Here is a 20,045-nt window from a genome sequence, read left to right as displayed (position 1 = left end):
CTGGGATCATTATTTTCTGGGATCATTCTGTCAGAGGCCATCGGATTTCTTTGTAAAGTATCTATTTTGATCGCTTCAAAATGGCTGGAACCATGAGCTTTAGGCAGCTTCGTAATCATAAAAAAGCATTAAAAAGCATAACGCCGAGTTTAGTTTTATCTCGATCGTTTAATTCGTCGCGAGCAGTTAATACGGCAGCTAGCACTTTCCCCATCCCCCTCACTCGTACTACCCTTTCCCCTGTTCCGCTTCCTGCCCAGGGTGATCTGATAGGTTTGGTAGAGTGCAATTGACTGTTTCTCTGCTGTAGCTTATGGCACTGTCGTCGCCTCCGCCCCGGGCATCGGATCGGCTCTGGCCCAGGGTTCAGACCCAGACCCAACATGCCCTTGCCTGCGGCGCGCTGCAGCCCATCGATACCCGATATCAGTTCTTAGAACAAGCGGGCATGTGGTTTCTAGTCAGGATTCTGGCCAATCTCGTCCGCAAAGAACGGGCTAAGCGGCAGCAGCCACGAGATTTCAATCCGTTTTTGCCTTATGAAGAGGATCTATTTGTCGCCAATCTCTCCGAGACCCATGTGTGCCTGCTCAATAAGTTCAATGTGGTAGCCCATCATATTTTGATCATCACTCGTGCCTTTGAAGAGCAGGATAGTTGGCTGACTTTGGCAGATTTTCAGGCGCTTGCAGTAGCCATGGCAGAGATCGACGGTCTCGGGTTCTACAATAGCGGCACCCGGGCAGGGGCGAGCCAGCGCCATAAGCATCTACAGCTGGTTCCCTTACCCCTAGCTCCCGAGGCCCCAGCGGTGCCACTCAATGCCTTGATTGCTGAGGCGATGCCGGCAGCAGTTCCAGATACGGTGCCCAGCTTGCCATTCCAGCATCGGATTGTCTCACTATCGCTCGACTGGAGTCAGCCCATGCAGGCTGCCGCTCGCTTACTGGCCACCTACGGGGCCTTGCTGACTGCCCTGGGGGTGTCGCTGCAGACGCCGCAACCGTCGGCCCCCTATAACCTATTGCTGACACACCAGTGGATGATGGTGGTGGTGCGATCGCAAGAGAGCTATCGCTCCATCCCCGTCAACTCCCTGGGGTTTGCCGGCTCTCTTCTGGTCAAAAACCCCGATCAACTGGCCCTGCTCAAGGCGGTGGGGCCGATGACCCTGCTCAGGCAAGTCGCCTATCCAGCCAATGCCTAGTCCCCATAGTCATCATAATGCTGGCGCAACGTCCCCAAGCAGGCGTGGGATCGTTACCATCGTCCTATAGGTGCCTATCAGGTATCGCATATGCCGCCATCGAGTCCCCCTTCTCCACCGCCAGCCCGGCCTTCAGCGGTAAAGATATTGGTGGTTGATGATGATAAAGACACCAGTGCTGCCCTGGCAGAGGCGCTGAGCCAGCATCACTATCAGGTGAGCGTTGCTGCCGATGGTCAGACGGCCCTGTCTCTAGCTCAGACTTGGAATTACGATCTGATTTTGCTGGATTGGCTGCTACCGTCCCTTGATGGCCTCAGTGTCTGTTGCGAGTTGCGATCGCACGGCTATCAACAACCCATCCTGCTGCTAACGGCCAAGGACGCCCACGCCGATATTGTGGCTGGCCTGGATGCCGGTGCCGATGACTACGTGGTGAAGCCTTACTATCTGCCCGAGCTCTTGGCTCGGATTCGGGCCTTGCTGCGCCGCGGCAACGCCATCACCGACACCATCCTCCACTGGGGCGACCTACAGCTCAACCCCATTGCCGGAGAAGTCACCTACCAGGGCCAAGAAATAGCCCTGACCGCCAAAGAATATCAACTGCTAGAACTCTTCCTGCGCAATCCCCAACGAGTCTTCAGCCGCAGCGCCATCATCGAGCGTCTCTGGAGCTTCGAAGACAGCCCCTCCGACAACGCCATCACAGTCCATATCAAAGGCCTGCGTAGGAAATTACGCGCCAGTGGCCTACAAGACGACATCATTGAAACCGTCTACGGCCTCGGCTACCGGCTCAAGGCCCTACCAGACCCCTGGCCCACTCCCCCCTCCATCTCGTCCCTGACAGATGATACCGATACCCGGACAATTCAAACGGTGCTAGAGCAGCACCGAGCCACCTTCCTCCATCGGGTAGACACCATGCAGCGTCAAGCCCAACACCTGCGCCAGGATGCAACTCAGACTCCCCTGCAATCAGCCCTCCATCAAGAAGCCCACAAACTCGCTGGCTCTTTGGGATGCTTTGGGTTTCCAGAAGGCACCCAGATCGCTCGCACCTTAGAGCAGTCCCTAGCAGCAGAGTCTCCCCTCGCCGATGCCACACTGACTCAGCTGCTCGACCGGCTCGACCAGCTGCGGGCCATCCTCCATCAGCCCCTACCCTCTACGATCACCGCCGCCACCAAATCGACCTTTTCTGCCACTCCCCTAGAAATCCCAGTCTTACTGATTAGCCCAAACGAGGAGTTGGTCCAGCACATCCAGCAGGAAGTCTCCCCCTGGGATGTCCAACTCATGGTAACGGTAGACATGGAAGCGGCCCGCCAGTCCTTCGCCAGTGCCTCGCCGCAATTGGCTCTGCTGGACTTAAATGATCAGCCCCTGGCCACCGTCTTGGCCTCGGTCCGGGAACTCAGCCGTCATATGCCTGTGGTGGGGTTACTCGACCAGCAGACCCTGGAGGTGCGGGTCAAACTCATCCAAGCTGGAGCCCAGGCCATCTTGCAGAGTGTAACTCCCCCCTCCCAAATCCTCGTCACCTTAGTGCAGGTCCTCAACACGGGCCTGCGACCGGCTGAACACCTGCTAATCGTCGATGACGATCTACACATCCTGGACCACCTACACCACATTCTGCAACCCTGGGGTTTCCACCTCGGCCTGCTAGATCATCCCACCCACTTCTGGACTACCCTAGAGGACCTCGTGCCAGACCTGCTGATTCTGGACATCGAAATGCCTGACATCAGTGGCATTGAGCTCTGCCAAGCAGTACGCAATCATCCCCACTGGCATGACCTGCCCGTCTTATTTCTCTCGGCCCACGGCGATCCCGAGCAAATTCAACAGAGCTTCTTAGCCGGAGCCGATGATTTTGTCCGCAAACCAGTCATTGGCCCAGAATTAGTAGCGCGTATTCTGACTCGCCTAGAACACACCCGCAGTCAACGGCAACTCCCCTATATAGATGACCTGACCGGCCTCAGTAACCGACGACGGGGCACAGAAGACCTGCAACGGCTACTGCGGCTGGCGCAGCGGCAACAACAAGAATTCTCCCTCGCCTTAGTTGCCATTGACCCCCTCTCTGCCTGCCATCATCAGCACAGCCATGAGCTAGGGAATCACGTACTGTCCTATCTCGGCCAATTACTACAACAGCGGTTTCGCCAAGAAGATGTCTTATGCCGTTGGAACAGCGATACCTTGGTAGTGGGGCTTTACGGCATCAGTCAACCCCATGCCCGACAACGACTTCTAGAGGTATTCACCGCCTTTCAGCAACAGCATTTCCAAGCCGAGCACCATGCCATTCAAGCGGTTTGCCGGGCCGGCCTGGCGATCTTTCCCCACCATGGCCAAAGCGTACAAACCCTCTACCAAGCAGCGAGTGCCGCCCTAGGCAGGGCTCAAGCCACTAACCAATGCCTGCTATTGGCCGATGCCAGTTCCCAGCGGCTACCCATGCCACAGCCGTGACACAGCCACAGCCGGCATACTAGCCTGTCAATGGGAAGACGACTTGATAGACGATGGGGGAAACTGCTTCACTGCTTTGTCGACCCGCCGTTGTAAGCGCCGTTTCAGGGGGTATAGCCCCACAGACAACACTGCGGTGAGCACGATGCCACCGCCCAGGATCCCGGTAGTCAGCTGGCGAGCCGGCTGAAATACTTGAGCTTGCGTGAGTTCAGCCACCAAGGCCAGATTATACTGATCGGCCCAGCGAAAGGCACCAATGACAGGGATGTTGTCGTGGTTGAGGTAGGTTCCCGAGCCATCGATGCCGGCTAAGACCCGCTGCACGGCCCAACTCGATACCCTCGTGAAACGATGGCGGTGTGCCGAGGCATCTGCCCGTCCCTGGGGATGACCTGGCAGAATCGCCTGCTCCAGCTGTGGGGGTTGTCCCACCAGATACGTCTCGGTCTGCAGTCCCCAGGATCTATCGACAGTTAGCGGATCAGGCAACGGCTGATGAATGCGGGTATGCAGATCCCCAAGATCGAGATCTACCGCCAGCACCCCGACGAATTCCCCGCCATCATTGACGATGGGAGCCTTCAGGGTCATGTGGGGCTGTTCCGTCAGGGGGGAAATGTAGAGATAGGGCGGGGCGGCCAATGGCCGAGTCACCCCGCTGACCCTAGGTCGCTGGCGACCTTGCCAACGGGAGTCAGTCGCGAAGACAACGATTCCCTGCCGATCTAGCAAGGTAATGGTAGGGCAACTGGTCCCAAAGCCCTCAAAATCACTCAGATAGTCATCTAGGGCCTGGGCCGTCGAGGCTGCCGCCCCATTTGATTGCAACAGGGCCACGGCCTTGGTCTGGACCGTAGTTGTGTTCGCTAGCGTCTGTAGGGCCTGACGTTGTTGGGTAAACCAACTGTCTAGGGTCTGATGCTTGCGATCAATAATGCGCTCCAGCGCCTCTAGAGCCGGTTGTTTCAGATGACCTCGCAGCAGACCATAGGCGACAAAGGCAGTTACACCGGCCAGGGCTAACCCCATCAGGGGTAAGTAAGTAATCCCTACGATCATGAGGCGGTCCCACTCCCGAACCGATAGCGGCAGCAGCCGTCGTTTCAGGTAGGTGAATCCTCCCCCTAGCAAGGGAATCAGGGGCATCAGCACTAGCCATAGATAGGACGGAGGCTCTGCCAAGCGAGGCGGCAAGGGAACAGACGGCGACGGGGAGGGTTGGGCGGCGGCGGTAGGACGATTGGTATCCCCTAATTGTGCGATCGCGAAGCGGCTCCTTTGGAGCATCGCATCTGTCCCTATCGCTTGGAGCCCTATCAGACTAGCGGTCAGTGCAGTGATCAAGCCCAAACGGCGCATAGGCATAGAGAGTGCTATCTTATGGGGCAATCACAATGGGGCCAAGAATCAACGGCCATTTCATGGCACCGACACCATACTAAACCCTAGCCAAGTGCAGCCAGGCGAAGGGCGGCTCTCTATCGACACACGACTCATCAGCCAAGGGGGCCTACTGGCCATTACCAGGTGGCAAAGCCCCACAACCAGAGCGGTAGGGTGGCCATCAGGCAGATAGAACCGATGCCGACACAAGTGACGGTTAGGGCTCGGTCCAACTCATAGGTCTCGGCCAATACCAGCGTCGCGAAGGCAGATGGCATGCCGGCTTGCAAGACCATCACCAGCCGCACAGGGCCGGTTACCCCAAACACGGTTAGCACCATTCCCACCATCACCGGTATGAGTAGCATCTTAATCACCACCACCATGGCCGCAGGCTTCAAATACCCCCAGGAAGACAGTTGCTGTAACCGCATTCCCATCAGCAGCAGCGACAGCATGACCATGAGCCATGCCAATCCCTGCAGGCCAGACTCTACCCCCTGCGGCAGGGGAACGGGGCGCAGGACCAAACTCATTCCGAAGGCCATCAGTGTCGGGTTACGACCGATTTCCCCGAGATCTTGGCGCCAGTTGCTGCCCCTAGTTCGATGCCCAGGTCCCTGGCCGAAGTGAGCAGCCAGGACCACTCCCAGGGCATAGGCCCCAAACAGTGTTCCCAACACATCGTAGAACAGGGCCCAACCGAAGTAGTCTGGCCCCAGTTGCGGGAGTAACAACACCACCGGATAGCCAATATAGCCGGTATTGCCCAACATCGCCGCCAAGGAAAAACTCCCCTGGCTCGGCAACGACCAGGTCTGCCGGTGGGGCCCTAGCCAGCAACGGCTACACCATAGCCCCAGCATCATCGCTCCCCAAGCTACTAGGGGAGATAGCACCACGGCTCCAGATAAATCGGCCTGCCGCAGAAAGGCAAAAATACTAAGCGGCACCCCAATGTAGAACAGAAATCGGCCCAGATGGGTAGGGACCCACTGGTGCAAGGGCTGTTGCCGGGGGTGCGGTAGGCGAGGATGCCTCAACAGGATACTGATTCCTACGCCCAATAACACCGCTGCCCCGATGGGACCATAGATTTGGGTTAAGAACATTAACGGTCGTCATCGCCCGTAGACAGCAGGCCCCAGACATGGGGTATCGAGCCTCGAATTAGCCCTTCCCAGCCTCAGCCGACGCGCCCCCGGCCGTCGCCACCTGACTCAAGGCTTGACTCAATCGAGCCAGGGCTTCCTCAATAGCCGGTGCTGTCACGATTAAGGGCGGCACTAAACGAACCACCTTGGCTCCGGCTGGCACCACTAGCAGTCCTGCAGCCATGGCGGCCTTAACTACATCTATCGCCCTAACCGCCGTGTCCGCCGTCAACTCCAGCCCGTTGATCAATCCCCAGCCGCGCACATCCGCAATCAGGTGGGGAAACCGCCAAGCCAGGTCAGACAGTCCCTGCCGCAGTTGTTCACCTCGATATTGGGCATTGGCCACGAGATCGTCTGTTTCTAGGGTGTGGCAGACCTGCAAGGCCACACCACAGGCCAAGGGGTTACCGCCGAAGGTGCTGGCATGATCTCCCGGCTGCAAAACATCGCAGTGGCGCTGGCAGAGCATTGCGCCAATGGGAATACCGCCGCCTAGGCCCTTCGCGGATGTCAACAGGTCGGGCTCAATGCCAAGCTGCTCATAGCCCCACAGCCGTCCAGTGCGTCCCATACCCACCTGAACCTCGTCCAGGATCAACAGAATGCCAGTGTCATCGCAGAGCTGTCGCACCTGCTGAAAATAGTGGCGCTCTCCGGGGCGAACTCCGCCTTCGCCCTGCAGCGGCTCTAGCAAAATAGCGGCGATGTGGGGAGTGCTGCCATCCAAATCAGCCACCGCCTGACGTAGGGCGTCAATGTCGTTGTAGGGGATGTAGTGAAACCCAGGCACCAATGGGGCGAAGTGTTTCTGATACTTGGGTTGGCCAGTGGCCGTGATGGTGGCTAACGTACGCCCGTGAAAGCTGGCATGGGCGGTCAGGATGACGGGCTGCTCTATGCCGCGGTGGAGATGAGCATATTTACGCGCCAGTTTGATCGCCCCTTCATTGGCCTCGGCCCCGGAATTGCAGAAGAAGGCCCGGTCAGCACAGGAATGCTCTACCAGCCACTGAGCTAGGGCCCCTTGCTCAGGGATGTAATAGAGGTTAGAGACATGATGTAGTCTCTGAATTTGGCCCGTGATCGCTTTGACCATGGCTGGATGGGCATGGCCCAGGGTGCAGGTGGCAATGCCAGACACAAAGTCTAGGTAACTGCGGCCCTCACTATCCCAGACCCGACAGCCCTCTCCCCTGACCAAAGCAATCGGAAAGCGCCCGTAGGTGGCCATGACATAGGTGTCAAATTGGGTCGGGTTGAAGGCTGTGGCTGGAGTCACTGAGGGTAACACGGGCGACAGTTGGGACATTCAGAGGGCAAGACGCTCAGGCGGGTCGGCGGTGCCACGAAGGAGACGAGATCGTAATACTACCTCTATCCGGTACGATTTGGTGGTGTCAGGGGCCTGGGTGATGACTCCAGTCTAGGTCGTCTCTTGAGTCCAGGCAGGATGGTTGAGCAGAGATGCGATCGCACGTACCCCTCGCAGCTGATTCGAAAGGGGCAAATGGCCCCTAGGGGCCGTCAAATCCCAGATAAACTCACCGGGATAGCGAGTCCAGCGTCCCTCCCGTTTCCAGGCAATACGTTCCCAAAGGACATCCCAATTGCGGCCGGCCCCCAACCAAATCTGCCGTTGCTGCGAAAATCCAAACTTGCCCAGCGAGTAAAGCTGCCAGAGACGATCGAGGGTAAGCAGATCCTCCACCGGGAATCCCTCCACCTCCGTGAAATAGAGCCAGTTACGCTGCACAGCTGTCGGTCCCGCCAGTTCACATAACTTCTTCAGCGTTAGCCGATCAGCCTCCTCAAACGCCTGCGCCACCAAGTATTGCTGCAGTGGATGATAATCAATTCCCTGAGCTGACGGCATTGGCAGCCGTCCCCGCGGCCAGCACCGCTCAACCTCCTGAATCAGGGGCTTATGGTCCGCAGCATAGATCACCTGAATCATGCGACCATCACTCACCGTAGGAGCAGCCTGTCGTCGCTCTAGCAGACACTCCCACAGAATTTGCAGACCAGTCTCCCCCGCCACCGCTAATTCCTCAATCGCCTGCAGCTGCTGTTTCGTTGATCCACCTTGCAACTGCTCCTGTAAAGGCTGAAACTCTGCCGCCGCGGACGAAGGAGATGTAAAACGACTCATGTCAACTCTAGACTCCTGTGCAAACTCCACTATTTCAGAACCCCTGTCCTATTAGGCTAATTCTGAAGCAGGGAGTACGTTACCTAGATCATAGAGGGGATTGGAAACCCATAGAGCCCTGAATCCTGAGGATGATGCATTAATTTATGCCGCAGAACTCCCCCACGCCCCCTTGCCAGAAAACTAGGCTTTAGCGCAAATTGACTACCAGATTATCCAGCCAAAAGCGGTAGAGTAATCAGGATAGAACCGACAATACCCAGTCCAGTCCTAGCTCTAGCGCTTTCCCCTAGCCTGGACATAGACATGGATTAATCCTGGTTTATTAGCCCACCCACTCAACAGCTGCCTGAGATGTACGACCGGATCACACCTCCTACTATTGGCGAGCGCATTACCTTTCAAGATGGCGAGCCCATCGTCCCCGATACCCCCATCGTTCCCTTCATCCGCGGCGACGGCACCGGCGTGGATATCTGGCCAGCCGCCCAAAAGGTCTTCGATGCCGCCGTTGCCAAGGCTTATGGTCATCACCGCCACATTGTCTGGTTCAAGATCTATGCCGGAGACGAAGCCTGTGAGCACTACGGTGCTTACCAATATCTGCCAGAAGACACCCTAACCGCCATTCGTGAGTACGGCATCGCCATTAAAGGTCCCCTGACCACCCCAGTGGGCGGTGGCATTCGCTCCCTCAATGTAGCCCTACGGCAAATTAATGATCTCTATGCCTGCGTGCGGCCCTGCACATTTTACCCGGGTACCCCCTCGCCCCATAAGAGCCCCGAAAAGCTAGATGTAATCGTCTATCGGGAGAATACAGAAGATATTTATCTAGGGATTGAGTGGCGCCAAGGCACGGAAATTGCCAGCAAGCTGATCGATCTGCTCAACCAGGACCTGATCCCGGCTACCCCAGAACACGGCCGTAAACAGATTCGCCTAGACTCTGGCATTGGCATCAAACCCATCAGCAAAACCGGATCCCAGCGCCTGGTGCGGCGAGCCATCAAGCATGCCCTACGATTACCTCCCCATAAGCAGCAGGTGACCCTGGTGCACAAGGGCAACATCATGAAATACACAGAGGGAGCGTTTCGAGACTGGGGCTACGAGTTAGCCACCACAGAATTTCGTCAGGCCTGCATTACCGAACGAGAGTCATGGATTCTCAGCAACCGAGAAGCCAATCCCGATATCTCCTTAGAAGAAAATGCCCGCCGGGTGGAGCCTGGCTATGATTCCCTGACCCCAGACAGAAAAGCAGAGGTCTGTGAAGAGGTCAAGCTCACCCTCGACACCATCTGGGATAGCCATGGTCAGGGGCAATGGCAGACAAAAGTCATGGTGAACGACCGCATTGCCGACAGCATCTTTCAGCAATTGCAAACCCGCCCCGACGAATATTCGATTCTGGCCACCATGAACCTCAACGGAGACTATCTCTCCGATGCCGCCGCTGCCATCGTCGGTGGATTAGGCATGGGGCCCGGAGCCAACATCGGCGATACTTGTGCCATTTTCGAAGCGACCCATGGCACCGCCCCTAAACATGCCGGCCTTGATCGCATTAACCCAGGCTCAGTCATCCTATCGGGCGTGATGATGCTGGAATTCATGGGTTGGCAGGAGGCCGCCGATTTAATCAAGCAGGGGCTCGGGGCTGCCATCTCTAACCGAGAAGTGACTTACGATCTGGCTCGATTAATGACGCCACCAGCCGATCCCCCCCTAAAATGCTCTGAGTTTGCAGAGGCCATCATTCAGCACTTCGATGACTAGAACGTAACTGCTCATGCTCCTAGAGTGCCCACTCCCAACACTAGTGCCAGTCGAGAGAAACTAGTCAATGCCGTTAAGCTCGAAACGGATATCAATCCTGTGGAAACGCCATAAGCTAACGTGGAGCTCGCGAATCGCTAACGTAGCTGCGATCACACTGGTGGTTGTCCCCCTAGGTTTAGCCATTGGAGTAATCTCTCTCAACGGCTGGCTCAAGTGGGGCATTGGCGAAAGTGAGATTATGTCTACCACCACCGAAAAAGATGCCAAAGGCAATATCACTAAGACCGTTGAGACAATCACGCCCAAGCCAGCGAAAACCATCTGGGACTGGTTGAGTTTGTTAGGGGTACCAGTAGCCTTAGCTGGGCTCGGGTACTGTTTCCAGCAGCAACTGCAGCAGCGCGCTAGAGACGAAACCCGAGAAGAGGCTCTCCAAATCTACCTAGATCGTCTGTCCACCTTGCTCATAGATAAGAACATTCTGGCCAGCGCTACTGAGCTGAATAAAAATGAACTGAAGCCCGAGCAGCTAGAGCTCTCCAGAACAGCAATCGATATTATTCGAGCCAGAACCTTATCTATCTTGCAGCGCTTCGAAGGTGACGAAAACCGAAAAGGCAGCGTCATCCGCTTTCTGAGCGAGGCAAAAGTTATCAGCGAGACAAATCTCAATCTTCGCGGTGCCAACCTTAGTGGTATCGACCTCAGCTATGCCAACCTCAACGGTGCTGACCTTAGTGGTACGAACCTAAGTGATGCCAACCTAAGTGATGCCAACCTACACGGCGCTAAGCTTTGCAGCACCGACCTCAGAAGCGCCAACCTCCAGACTATCGACCTCAGCTATGCTGACCTCAACGGTGCTAACCTCAACGGTGCTGACCTTAGCACTGCCATCCTCGAAGGTGCTATTCTCAAAACTGCTGACCTCTCCAACGCCAACCTCGAGGGTACCAAGCTTGTTAGAGCCGACCTCAGCGGTGCCAACCTCAACGGTGCTAACCTCAATGGTACTAACTTCGGTAGTGCCAACTTCAACGGTGCAGATTTGAGCGGTACCAAACTCAAGGATTTTGCCCTCCTCAAGGAGGCCAAGTTCTGCCGCACCAAACTCCCTGACGGCATTCACATAAAACCCAATCGCGATTGTTTGGAGCTAGGAATTAACCCAGAGACGGGGTTCCGGATTATTTAGCCTAATTCTGCAAAATACTGGATAGGGCGCACTATTTATCTAAGCCCGTAGTTTGACTAATGTGCTCAGTCAACTGGACCATTGGGATCGGAGAAGGTGTAGATATATCCACCCCCGATCCGACTCCCCGGAGCCCCCGGCACGGCAAAAGGAGACGCCTCTTGCAAGCGAGCATCCGGTTGGTTGTATGTGGTGCCAGTATTAGCCGGAGATGGCAGCCCCGACGGTCCCACTCCATTGCTTGAGGTCCCATTGCCTGGGGTCACAGGGGCGATGCGTCCCCCCGCCGTTCCTGTAGACGTCGGACTGTTGGGGAAGAGATTGGTGTAAGCATTGGTGTCAGTTGAAGCCTGGGGTGGAGCCAGATTCAGCGTATTCGGCACCGTATACCCCGTTGTCCCCGGTGGCGGTGACATCTGGGGAGTCGTCCGAATCAGCGGAAACGGTATTGGCGAGGTTTCGGCCGTGGCGGCTCCTGGCAACGTCGGCACGGCTGGGCGTCCATCTGCGGTGTCTGTGGCCTGGGTGTCCCGACGAGCCTGGCTCCTGCCTGGCTCGGTCGTCTGAGCAGTAACCTGCTGGTTCATAGCCTGCTGTAATGGGCTAGGGGCTGCCGTTGCCGTCTCGGCTGATGTCGCTCCCAGTCCTCTGAAAAGATTGGAGAGATTTAACAGACTATCTGGATTCGTTAGGGAAGACTCAGTACTGGAGTCAAAGCCATTGGAGGCAGATGGCTGATCAGAGGAGGTCGAGGAGCGTCCGGAGAAGTCATAGCGCTCGAGGTAGGCTGCAAATGGGCTCTGACTAGATAATCCGCTCTCCCCGTTACTTCCAGGAGAGCTGCTAGCCTGCAATGCCGACAGCAGACTATCGGAAGCAAGAGCGTCCGTTTCCCCAAGCTCGCCACCTAAGATGCTGCCGGGAGATTGTCCAGACTCTATATCCGACAGGAGGATGGACAGGCTGTCGATCTCGGCAATGCCAGCCTGCTCCTCTGGGGTCAGGGAGGAGCCATTCGCAGCAGGATTAGGCCCCGGTGTCTGTGTCTGGAACAGTCCCGACCATTCAGGATGGGTACGCCGTTCCCAGAGGATGACGCCCAACAATACAACCACCAATCCAGAGCACAGTAACAGCAATCGAAACGGCTGTAGCCGCGCCCAGGTATATCGAAGTGAATTTGGGACTGCCATGGCTGACTCCCCATGTCAATGCATGCCAACAATTCTAGCCCTATTGTAGCGGCGGCTTATCCTGCTTGCCATCGCTAACTTGGGGGATAGCCTTGCAGGTCTTGAATTGAAAAGAGGGCCTCGAAGGTCAGCCCCTGCTGTCGATAGAGGTCTGCCCCCCCCTGTTGACGATCGACCAAGGCTACGATCCGGCCGACCTGGTAGCCAGCTGCCCGTAGCCGGTTGACGGCTATCAGGGCTGATTGGCCGGTGGTCACCACATCTTCCAATACAGCCACAGGAGTTCCCTCAGCCATGGCCATGCCTTCAATATAGGCCTGGGTGCCGTGACCTTTGGCTGCCTTGCGCACGATTAGCGGAAAGAGTAGGCGATCATCCCTGGCTGCTACCATGCTCACTGCGGTGACGAGGGGATCTGCTCCTAGGGTCAATCCGGCCACAGCCTTGATCTCCCCTGGCAGATAACTCAGCATCAACCGCCCAATTAACCAAGCCCCTTGGGGATGTAGGCTCACCAATTTGCCATTAATGTAGTAAGTGCTGTGCTGTCCTGACGATAGGATAAAGTCTCCCTCTTGGTAAGCAACTTGGCACAGCAGCTGTAAGAGCAGCTGTCTCAAATCATCGGGGTTGGCTGTTGCCAGGGCCTGAAATGGAATTTCCAATAGGTGGGGGAATGAGTCAGAGGATAGAGCAGTCATAGATCAATCAGGGGAAGTGCGAACACCATTAACAGTGCCACTGTCGCCATAAAAGATGTTCGCTTCTGGAAAGTTTAGGGTATAAAGGACATGGCAACGATATCGTACCCTATTTTGGGCTGATGCCATTGATTCATTTAATTGGTGATTCATTGGATTAGCCTCTGACTCGAAGCAGGGAATTAGTCGTTGCAAACTTTATAGAGATCACGATTTATATAGCGGTGTGGAGGAATCAACCATGGGGATCAAACTAATGCCTATCGTCAGTGCCATGACGGTGTTGGCAACGTCAGGTGCGATCGCATCAGAGGCCATGGCTCAGGCGTCAGACGTTAACTCCCTAGAGACTAGATCGATTCCTGAAGCCATGAACGATCTCTTCTACCACCATTCCGGCACATACTTTGAGAATCGAACTGCTTGGCGCCAGCTCAGCTACATGGTTGGTCCTGGTGGTTGGGACTCTGCCCGCTTTCCCGAACGCGAGATTGCATGGGATGCCGATGCCATTCATCGGGCCCACACCGCGTTAATGGCTATCCAAAACACCAGCGACCCCACTATTCGCGTCCCCGACTTGCCCAGTCCGTTTACGACATCTGTCCAACTCATGCCCAGCAACCAAGCCGGGACTCGGGTCATGGGTACTGAATTTGTCTTCGAAACCTTGCCCATGCGCTAAATCCAGGGTGCAGGAGTCGAACCTGCCTAAGGCGAATTATGAGTTCGCTGCCTAATCCGCTCGGCCAACCCTGGGTTTGCTCTCCATTCTATCCGAAGCCCAGCCATTGGGAAGAGGTGATCTCGCCCTTCACTCAGGCTGTGTGGATTATGTCTTAATCCTAGCGGCAGACATCGCCGCGAGGTCCCCATCGCAGCGCAGCCACGCAACTAATCAACTAGTCTTAACTCCCCAGCTCTCCAGCCAATGACTAGGCGCAGAATCATGCTTGTGAGGCTGTTAGTCGGATCGTCTCGACCGATGTGGTTTGATAGAATTCTTTCAGAGCGACACCAGTATCTCAGGGTATTCTCCTTTTATCTGGTTGTCCCGGTTAGTTATCGGCGCCCCCTATCATCGTGAATCCCTCCGTTGCCTTTACCTTGATTCTGCTGTCCCTGATGATTGGCTCTGGGATTGTTAGTGCATCCTGGGGATATGCATTGGGCCGTCAAGCGCTTACCGGTGTCCGGCAACCTGAGTCACGCCCCGCCAATGGCTCTGCTTCCATGGCAGATGCTGGTCACCAACAGCTGAAGCTAGTGCAAGAGGAGGAAATTCTCGATAGCGTCAAGGCTCGCATTTCAGGTAACCTATCGTCCCCCGACACCGCTTCCGATCGTACCCCTGATTGATTTAGGTTAATGGTGGAAACAACGAGTGTAGACCATCGGGATATCCTTCTTGCCGGGTGTCCTTAGCGACTGGATACTCCCTCATCAGTGCTTCAATCCATCACCGTTTAATCGACCCCAGCCCAATCCCATGCCTACCCATGCGGACAGCCTAACGACCCGACACTGGCTATTTGGCATGGCAGATGGCAGTCGGGATCGACGTTTTACAGTCATTGCCCTAGATGGGGTGGTGGCATGCCAGATAGTTCCTAGCGCTAGGGATTGGAGAAACCTAGACGACCCGATGCTATCTGGCCCACGCGACATCATTGCTGGCCACTAATGATTCCTACGCTCGCCATGGGGGCCCTCCCAATACCTGGCCAGCTAACCGGGTCAGATATTCTAGTGCGGCTGTTGGCGGTGCTGCTGCTAATCGGCATCAATGCTTTTTTTGTCACCGCTGAATTCTCCATCGTATCGGTCCGCCGATCTCGCATTGCACAACTGGTATCCGATGGTGATATTCAGGCCAAAACCGTTCAGAGTCTCCACCGCAGCATCGATCGTCTCCTGTCAACCACTCAATTGGGGATTACCTTATCCAGCCTAGCCCTGGGCTGGATAGGAGAAAGCACCATGGCCGTGTTACTCACCCACGGCATTATCAATCTACCGCTGCCCCAACCATTGATTCAGGTCCTGGTTCATTCTATTTCGATTCCCTTCGCCTTTTTCTTGATCGCCTACCTACAGATCGTGTTGGGAGAACTCTGCCCTAAGGCAATTGCCATGCTCTATGCTGAGCAACTGGCTCGATTTCTGGGCCCCCCCAGCTTAACCATTGCCCAGTTATTCAATCCCTTCATCTGGGTCCTAAATCAATCCACCCGTTGGCTGCTGCGATTAGTCGGCATTCCCTACGGCAGCCATAATTGGTACAGCCGTCTTACCCCAGAAGAGTTGCAGTTGATCATCAGCACCTCTACCGAATCTCCTGGTCTAGAAGCTGACGAACGAGAGCTCCTAACCAATGTGTTCGAATTTCGCGAGGTAACCGTTGGCGATGTGATGGTCCCTCGCACTCAGATTAATGCGTTACCCAAAACCGCTACCTTTCATGATCTATTGGCAGAGATTGTCGCCTCCGGCCATTCACGGTATCCCGTCGTTGGCGAATCTTTAGATGACATTTGTGGCATCGTCTACCTCAAGGAATTGGTAGACCCCCTAGCCCGACAGGCGTTAACCCCCGACAGTCCCTTGCAGCAGTGGATTCGCCCGGCTCGCTTTGTCCCCGAATATACTCCTCTCCATGAACTCCTCACTTTGATGCAGCGTACCAACCAAGCGATGGTCATGGTGGTTGACGAATTTGGCGGCACGGCAGGCTTAGTGACATTGCAGGATGTCATTGCTGAAATCCTCGGCGACCTCTATGAGCCAGAGGACGACGATGATGTGTTGGTGCGGATGTTAGACGATCAAACCTTTTCAGTGAAAGCCCAGACCAACATTGAAGAGGTCAGTGAACTCCTCAACGTCAGCCTTCCCCTGGAAGAGGACTACCATACTCTGGGAGGCTTCTTAATTTACCAAATGCAGAAAATTCCTCAGGCAGGAGATTCTCTAGTTTATGGAGGCTTCGAGTGGATTGTTACCACCGTAGAAGGTCCCCGTCTCCATGAAGTTCAAGTGCGACGACTCGACCATGAGGATGACGCTGACACCGAGGTAGACACTCTATAAACTGCCTGAGCTAGCTGTTCAGGAAGTCAACGACTAGCTACGCTAAAAGTCGATTGACTGAGCCAAGGCATGACACCGAGATACTCGGGATAAACGGTAAGATTTCTGTATAAAAAACCCGTTATGGTAATATCTGGTTGACTTTGCCAGGTTTGATCGCAAGTTTTCCACTCAAAACGTCCTAAGTCCCACAATAAGGAGGGACGAGTGTGCCAGAGCAAACGTCGTTGTCGAAGCCCACAGACATGCAACTGAATCGTAGCTGCCCAGATCCTATCCGAGTCGGAGTTATCGGGGTCGGGAATATGGGCCAACATCATACTCGAGTACTGAGTCGCTTAAAAGATGTCGAACTGGTTGGCATCTCCGATATCAATGTAGAACGAGGACTCGACACGGCTGGAAAATATCGGGTTCGTTTCTTTGAAGACTATCAAGATCTCCTCACCCATGTGGATGCTGTCTGCGTCGCAGTTCCCACGCGACTACACCATGCCGTTGGCATGAATTGTCTGCAAATGGGCGTCCATATTCTGATTGAAAAGCCGATTGCCGCTAGTATTTCCGAGGCAGAATCCTTAGTGAATGCCGCAGCGGCCTCCAACTGTATTCTGCAAGTGGGCCACGTTGAGCGATTCAATCCTGCTTTTCAAGAACTCCATAAGGTCCTCAAGACAGAAGAACTTCTAGCGCTGGAAGCCCGCCGCATGAGTCCTTATTCCCAACGGGCCAACGATGTATCTGTGGTATTGGATTTGATGATCCACGATATTGATTTACTGTTGGAGTTAGCCAGTGCTTCCGTGACCACTCTGACGGCCAGCGGTAGCCGGGGATCTGACTCTGGGTATTTAGACTATGTCACGGCAACATTGGGATTTGCCAACGGTATTGTGGCGACCTTGACGGCTAGTAAAGTGACGCACCGTAAAATTCGGACCATTGCAGCCCATTGTAAGAGTTCCTTGACGGAAGCAGATTTTCTCAATAATGAAATCTTGATTCATCGTCAGATGACGGCCGATTGCACCACTGACTATGGTCAGGTCCTGTATCGTCAGGATGGCTTAATCGAGAAGGTTTATACCAGTAATATTGAGCCCCTACATGCGGAGTTAGAGCATTTTGTTAATTGTGTGCGCGGCGGTGAGCAACCGTCGGTCGGGGGAGAACAAGCCCTAAAAGCATTACGATTGGCCAGTCTGATTGAGCAAATGGCTCTAGATGGTAAGCTCTGGCAAGCTACGGATTTAGAGGGGGTGGGCTTGGAAGCACCAGTGTCTGTGGGCTGAACTGGTAGCCTGGTCCCCCCACTCTCCGCCATCGATGGACTATAGCCAGGGATCGCTCCAGACATCTTCTGCAAGGGATGACCCCGGTTGAGATTGAGGAGACAGTTCTCGCTCGATGATCGTTTGACTAATGGCTTGACTGACCACTTGGTTACCTTGGGGGCTGAGGTGGATATGATCTCGATAGAGGGCCATTGGCGCTTCGGCCTGGTTGAAGGGAGTTAGAAAATCGAGATAGGGAATTTGCTGCTGGTCTAGGTGTTTTCTAAGGCGATGACGAGCTTTTAGTTCATAATTTCGGGGGCCAGGATCGCCAAGCTCCCGTTTTAGCGGGGTCATAGCGACGATTAAATAGGCATTGGCGGCGGCAGCGACATGTTGAATCTGACGAATAGCCTCGAGGTTGGCTCCGACTCGATCCCCAGACTCTTGATGCAATGCCTCCATGGCAGGGAGGGGGGTCGGGGGGCGTAAGCGGGCGATGACTTCTGCGAGGGCAAGTAAGGGCTTGCGATTAGGATAGGTGCGATCGCATCCCACCGGCACTGACGTCGGTGCGATCGCAAACAAATCATCCGTATTGATCAACAGCACAATGCCCTGGGCTTGAAAACTACCAAAGCGAGCCAAATAAGCCAACTCATTGCGGGGTCCCCAGGAATTCGCAGAGGCATTAAGCACCTGCACATCTCGATAGTGAGTCAGGCGACTGGCCAAGTGCCGCTGTATTAGCATCGACACAATCTCCTGCTGATCCGTCCACCAACCTCCATTGGCAATCGAATCTCCCAACAACAACAGCCGCAGCATATCAGCCGGCCGCTCCGCCGTAATCGCAGGTCCCCGCATGGAATATTGATTAATCTCGATCTCATTGCCAAAGCGGCGCAACCGTTGATTGGGAGCCAATCGATAGCCTACCTGGGCATCCGCTACGTACAACGGAGGATTTCCCAGTCCCCAGATCCATCGCAACAAACCCTCCAAGACAGCCACTCCCAAACTGATCACGACCAGCGTTATGAGTAACAGCTTCACCCGCCACCTCTCCTCGGTTAGTCCAGTAAGAGCCTAGCAGGTCAACCCTCAAAAAACTCTCGCCGATTCAGTAAGACCATGGCAGGATGCAAACAAGCAGCGTGTTAGCAGTCCCATGACCCAAATTCTCCATCCCCTCCACATTGCTGTCCTCGTTAGTGATATCGCTCGGTCTCGGCAGTTTTATAGCGATCTGCTCAACTTACCCGAAGCAGAAAGAGCCCTATCCTTTCCTGGCATTTGGTACCAAGTGGGATCCTTCCAGATTCACCTCATCCTGCATCAGGGTTGGCAAGCTCCACGAGCCACCACCACAAAATGGGGCCGCAATCCCCACATGGCCTTTGCCGTCTCTGACCTAGACGCCATTAAACAACGACTCCTCACCCATCATCATCCAGTGCAGATGAGTGCCTCTGGCCGGGCCGCCCTATTTACCCAGGATCCCGACGGCAACATCATCGAATTAAGTCAGTTGTCAGAGAACCTAGCCTGACTGGTAGAGTGAAAAAGCTTCCTAGCCTATGCCTGGCTTTTTATCCCACCCATCATGGTCAACGCCTCTAGTCCCACAGCTCACGACATTCGCCAGATTTTTGATAGTATCGCCCCGATCTATGACGACCTGAATCAACAGCTGAGCCTGGGGCTGCATCGTGTCTGGAAGCGTATGACCGTTCGTTGGAGCGGTGCCCAACCCGGCCACCGCTGCTTAGATGTCTGCTGTGGTAGTGGCGACCTGGCTCTCCTATTAGCTGAGCAAGTAGGTCCCCCAGGCAAGATCTACGGGGTCGACTTTTCTGCCGAACAGTTGGCCATTGCCCAACACCGGGCCGCTCACACCTGGGCCTGTCCGCCCATTCACTGGTACCAGGCCGATGCGATCGCATTGCCCTTTGAGGATCAATCCTTCGATGCCATCACCATGGGATACGGACTGCGCAACCTTACCAACTATCTCAAAGGGCTACAGGAACTACGGCGAGTGCTAAGACCCGGTAGTAGAGCCGCTATACTAGATTTCCACCATCCCGCCAATCCTCTACTGCGTCAGTTTCAGCAGTGGTACTTAACCACCATCGTAGTTCCCTATGCCGAACGCCTAGGGCAAAAGCACGCCTATGCCTATATCGTCCCCAGTTTAGAACACTTTCCCAATGGACCAGCCCAGGAAGCCCTAGCTGAAGCAGCTGGTTTCAGCCAAGCAACTCACTACCCTATTGCTGGGGGACTTATGGGCGTTTTAGTGGCAATCCGATAACTATGAATTGGTCCACCATCTGGCTAATCATCGCTCCCCCAGTGGTCGGAGGGATCATCGGCTATTTCACCAATGACTTAGCTATCAAGATGCTATTTCGGCCC

18 protein-coding genes and 1 tRNA gene (1 of these 19 running past the window's edge) are annotated in these 20,045 nt (G+C 55.0%); 11 read left to right on the top strand and 8 right to left on the bottom strand.

Going from position 1 to position 20,045, the window contains the following annotated elements; genetic code table 11:
- Positions 1-313 precede the first annotated feature (313 nt).
- Positions 314-1,207, top strand: coding sequence for an ATP adenylyltransferase family protein (locus XM38_RS05670; RefSeq protein ID WP_088429304.1), 894 nt, complete (start codon positions 314-316; stop codon positions 1,205-1,207).
- Positions 1,208-1,297: 90 nt separating this feature from the next.
- A complete protein-coding gene (locus tag XM38_RS05665; RefSeq protein WP_088429302.1) occupies positions 1,298-3,694 on the top strand; it encodes a response regulator in 2,397 nt (798 codons plus the stop codon).
- A gap of 27 nt (positions 3,695-3,721) precedes the next feature.
- Here the strand turns inward: XM38_RS05665 and XM38_RS05660 are convergent, their stop codons facing one another.
- From XM38_RS05660 to XM38_RS05645, 4 genes are all read right to left on the bottom strand, one after another.
- The gene (locus XM38_RS05660; protein WP_187329293.1) at positions 3,722-4,984 is read right to left on the bottom strand and encodes a cache domain-containing protein; all 1,263 of its coding nucleotides are present in this window, start codon (positions 4,982-4,984) and stop codon (positions 3,722-3,724) included.
- A 233-nt stretch (positions 4,985-5,217) separates the two neighbouring features.
- A complete protein-coding gene (locus XM38_RS05655) occupies positions 5,218-6,192 on the bottom strand; it encodes an AEC family transporter (RefSeq protein ID WP_088429300.1) in 975 nt (324 codons plus the stop codon).
- Between the two features lie 58 nt (positions 6,193-6,250).
- Complete coding sequence (locus XM38_RS05650; protein ID WP_088429298.1) at positions 6,251-7,546, bottom strand: aspartate aminotransferase family protein; 1,296 nt, start codon at positions 7,544-7,546, stop codon at positions 6,251-6,253.
- 114 nt (positions 7,547-7,660) lie between these two features.
- Entirely contained in the window at positions 7,661-8,386 is a 726-nt protein-coding gene (locus tag XM38_RS05645) for a GUN4 domain-containing protein (protein WP_080810520.1), read from the bottom strand.
- Positions 8,387-8,740: 354 nt separating this feature from the next.
- Here XM38_RS05645 and XM38_RS05640 point away from each other — a divergent pair, with 354 nt between their 5' ends.
- Together XM38_RS05640 and XM38_RS05635 are read left to right on the top strand one after the other, a co-directional pair.
- Positions 8,741-10,168: an NADP-dependent isocitrate dehydrogenase gene (locus XM38_RS05640; RefSeq protein WP_088429296.1), complete on the top strand. Its 1,428-nt coding sequence runs from the start codon at positions 8,741-8,743 to the stop codon at positions 10,166-10,168.
- 241 nt (positions 10,169-10,409) lie between these two features.
- On the top strand, positions 10,410-11,366 hold the full coding sequence (locus tag XM38_RS05635; protein ID WP_187329292.1) for a pentapeptide repeat-containing protein: 957 nt from the start codon (positions 10,410-10,412) through the stop codon (positions 11,364-11,366).
- Between the two features lie 65 nt (positions 11,367-11,431).
- On the opposite strand, the gene XM38_RS05630 is transcribed toward XM38_RS05635, so the two are convergent.
- Positions 11,432-12,559 (bottom strand): hypothetical protein, encoded by a 1,128-nt coding sequence (locus tag XM38_RS05630; protein ID WP_080810525.1) that lies wholly within the window; start codon positions 12,557-12,559, stop codon positions 11,432-11,434.
- Positions 12,560-12,633: 74 nt separating this feature from the next.
- Positions 12,634-13,260, bottom strand: a complete 627-nt coding sequence (gene pyrE / locus XM38_RS05625; protein ID WP_080810527.1) for an orotate phosphoribosyltransferase — start codon at positions 13,258-13,260, stop codon at positions 12,634-12,636.
- Between the two features lie 241 nt (positions 13,261-13,501).
- On the opposite strand from pyrE, the gene XM38_RS05620 reads away from it, so the two are divergent.
- A complete protein-coding gene (locus tag XM38_RS05620) occupies positions 13,502-13,945 on the top strand; it encodes a hypothetical protein (protein ID WP_080810529.1) in 444 nt (147 codons plus the stop codon).
- A 1-nt stretch (position 13,946) separates the two neighbouring features.
- Here XM38_RS05620 and XM38_RS05615 read toward each other — a convergent pair.
- Positions 13,947-14,019, bottom strand: a tRNA-Ile gene (locus tag XM38_RS05615).
- A 324-nt stretch (positions 14,020-14,343) separates the two neighbouring features.
- Between XM38_RS05615 and XM38_RS05610 the strand changes: the two genes are divergently transcribed.
- The 3 genes from XM38_RS05610 to XM38_RS05600 all read left to right on the top strand — a co-directional run bounded on the left by XM38_RS05610 (position 14,344) and on the right by XM38_RS05600 (position 17,642).
- Positions 14,344-14,619 carry a hypothetical protein gene (locus tag XM38_RS05610; RefSeq protein WP_088429294.1) on the top strand — a complete coding sequence of 92 codons (276 nt, stop codon included), beginning with the start codon at positions 14,344-14,346 and terminating at the stop codon, positions 14,617-14,619.
- Positions 14,620-14,943: 324 nt separating this feature from the next.
- Positions 14,944-16,350: a hemolysin family protein gene (locus tag XM38_RS05605; RefSeq protein ID WP_225889195.1), complete on the top strand. Its 1,407-nt coding sequence runs from the start codon at positions 14,944-14,946 to the stop codon at positions 16,348-16,350.
- A 245-nt stretch (positions 16,351-16,595) separates the two neighbouring features.
- A complete protein-coding gene (locus XM38_RS05600; protein WP_080810535.1) occupies positions 16,596-17,642 on the top strand; it encodes a Gfo/Idh/MocA family protein in 1,047 nt (348 codons plus the stop codon).
- A gap of 39 nt (positions 17,643-17,681) precedes the next feature.
- Here XM38_RS05600 and XM38_RS05595 read toward each other — a convergent pair whose 3' ends face one another.
- Positions 17,682-18,680 (bottom strand): SGNH/GDSL hydrolase family protein, encoded by a 999-nt coding sequence (locus tag XM38_RS05595; protein ID WP_080810537.1) that lies wholly within the window; start codon positions 18,678-18,680, stop codon positions 17,682-17,684.
- 115 nt (positions 18,681-18,795) lie between these two features.
- Here XM38_RS05595 and XM38_RS05590 point away from each other — a divergent pair, with 115 nt between their 5' ends.
- The 3 genes in view from XM38_RS05590 to XM38_RS05580 are tightly spaced (at most 54 nt apart) and all read left to right on the top strand, a layout consistent with a single transcriptional unit that may run on beyond the window.
- Positions 18,796-19,176, top strand: a complete 381-nt coding sequence (locus XM38_RS05590; protein ID WP_080810538.1) for a VOC family protein — start codon at positions 18,796-18,798, stop codon at positions 19,174-19,176.
- A 54-nt stretch (positions 19,177-19,230) separates the two neighbouring features.
- Positions 19,231-19,941 (top strand): bifunctional demethylmenaquinone methyltransferase/2-methoxy-6-polyprenyl-1,4-benzoquinol methylase UbiE, encoded by a 711-nt coding sequence (gene ubiE, locus XM38_RS05585; protein ID WP_080810540.1) that lies wholly within the window; start codon positions 19,231-19,233, stop codon positions 19,939-19,941.
- Positions 19,942-19,943: 2 nt separating this feature from the next.
- Positions 19,944-20,045: the start of a DUF445 domain-containing protein gene (locus XM38_RS05580; protein ID WP_080810542.1), read on the top strand. Its footprint extends 1,128 nt past the window's final position; the window shows 102 of its 1,230 coding nt (coding positions 1-102); the start codon lies at positions 19,944-19,946; the stop codon falls past the right edge of the window.

It is taken from the genome of Halomicronema hongdechloris C2206, assembly GCF_002075285.3.
Classification (GTDB): domain Bacteria; phylum Cyanobacteriota; class Cyanobacteriia; order Phormidesmidales; family Phormidesmidaceae; genus Halomicronema_B; species Halomicronema_B hongdechloris.
Note: the sequence above shows the minus strand (reverse complement) of the source record. Positions and strands in the feature narration are given on the sequence as shown.

Coding starts and splice junctions, on each gene's coding strand:
- XM38_RS05670 (WP_088429304.1), top strand. CDS start 314: ATGGCACTGTCGTCGCCTCCGCCCCGGGCATCGGATCGGCTCTGGCCC.
- XM38_RS05665 (WP_088429302.1), top strand. CDS start 1,298: ATGCCGCCATCGAGTCCCCCTTCTCCACCGCCAGCCCGGCCTTCAGCG.
- XM38_RS05660 (WP_187329293.1), bottom strand. CDS start 4,984: ATGCTCCAAAGGAGCCGCTTCGCGATCGCACAATTAGGGGATACCAAT.
- XM38_RS05655 (WP_088429300.1), bottom strand. CDS start 6,192: ATGTTCTTAACCCAAATCTATGGTCCCATCGGGGCAGCGGTGTTATTG.
- XM38_RS05650 (WP_088429298.1), bottom strand. CDS start 7,546: ATGTCCCAACTGTCGCCCGTGTTACCCTCAGTGACTCCAGCCACAGCC.
- XM38_RS05645 (WP_080810520.1), bottom strand. CDS start 8,386: ATGAGTCGTTTTACATCTCCTTCGTCCGCGGCGGCAGAGTTTCAGCCT.
- XM38_RS05640 (WP_088429296.1), top strand. CDS start 8,741: ATGTACGACCGGATCACACCTCCTACTATTGGCGAGCGCATTACCTTT.
- XM38_RS05635 (WP_187329292.1), top strand. CDS start 10,410: ATGTCTACCACCACCGAAAAAGATGCCAAAGGCAATATCACTAAGACC.
- XM38_RS05630 (WP_080810525.1), bottom strand. CDS start 12,559: ATGGCAGTCCCAAATTCACTTCGATATACCTGGGCGCGGCTACAGCCG.
- pyrE (WP_080810527.1), bottom strand. CDS start 13,260: ATGACTGCTCTATCCTCTGACTCATTCCCCCACCTATTGGAAATTCCA.
- XM38_RS05620 (WP_080810529.1), top strand. CDS start 13,502: ATGGGGATCAAACTAATGCCTATCGTCAGTGCCATGACGGTGTTGGCA.
- XM38_RS05605 (WP_225889195.1), top strand. CDS start 14,944: ATGATTCCTACGCTCGCCATGGGGGCCCTCCCAATACCTGGCCAGCTA.
- XM38_RS05600 (WP_080810535.1), top strand. CDS start 16,596: ATGCAACTGAATCGTAGCTGCCCAGATCCTATCCGAGTCGGAGTTATC.
- XM38_RS05590 (WP_080810538.1), top strand. CDS start 18,796: ATGACCCAAATTCTCCATCCCCTCCACATTGCTGTCCTCGTTAGTGAT.
- ubiE (WP_080810540.1), top strand. CDS start 19,231: ATGGTCAACGCCTCTAGTCCCACAGCTCACGACATTCGCCAGATTTTT.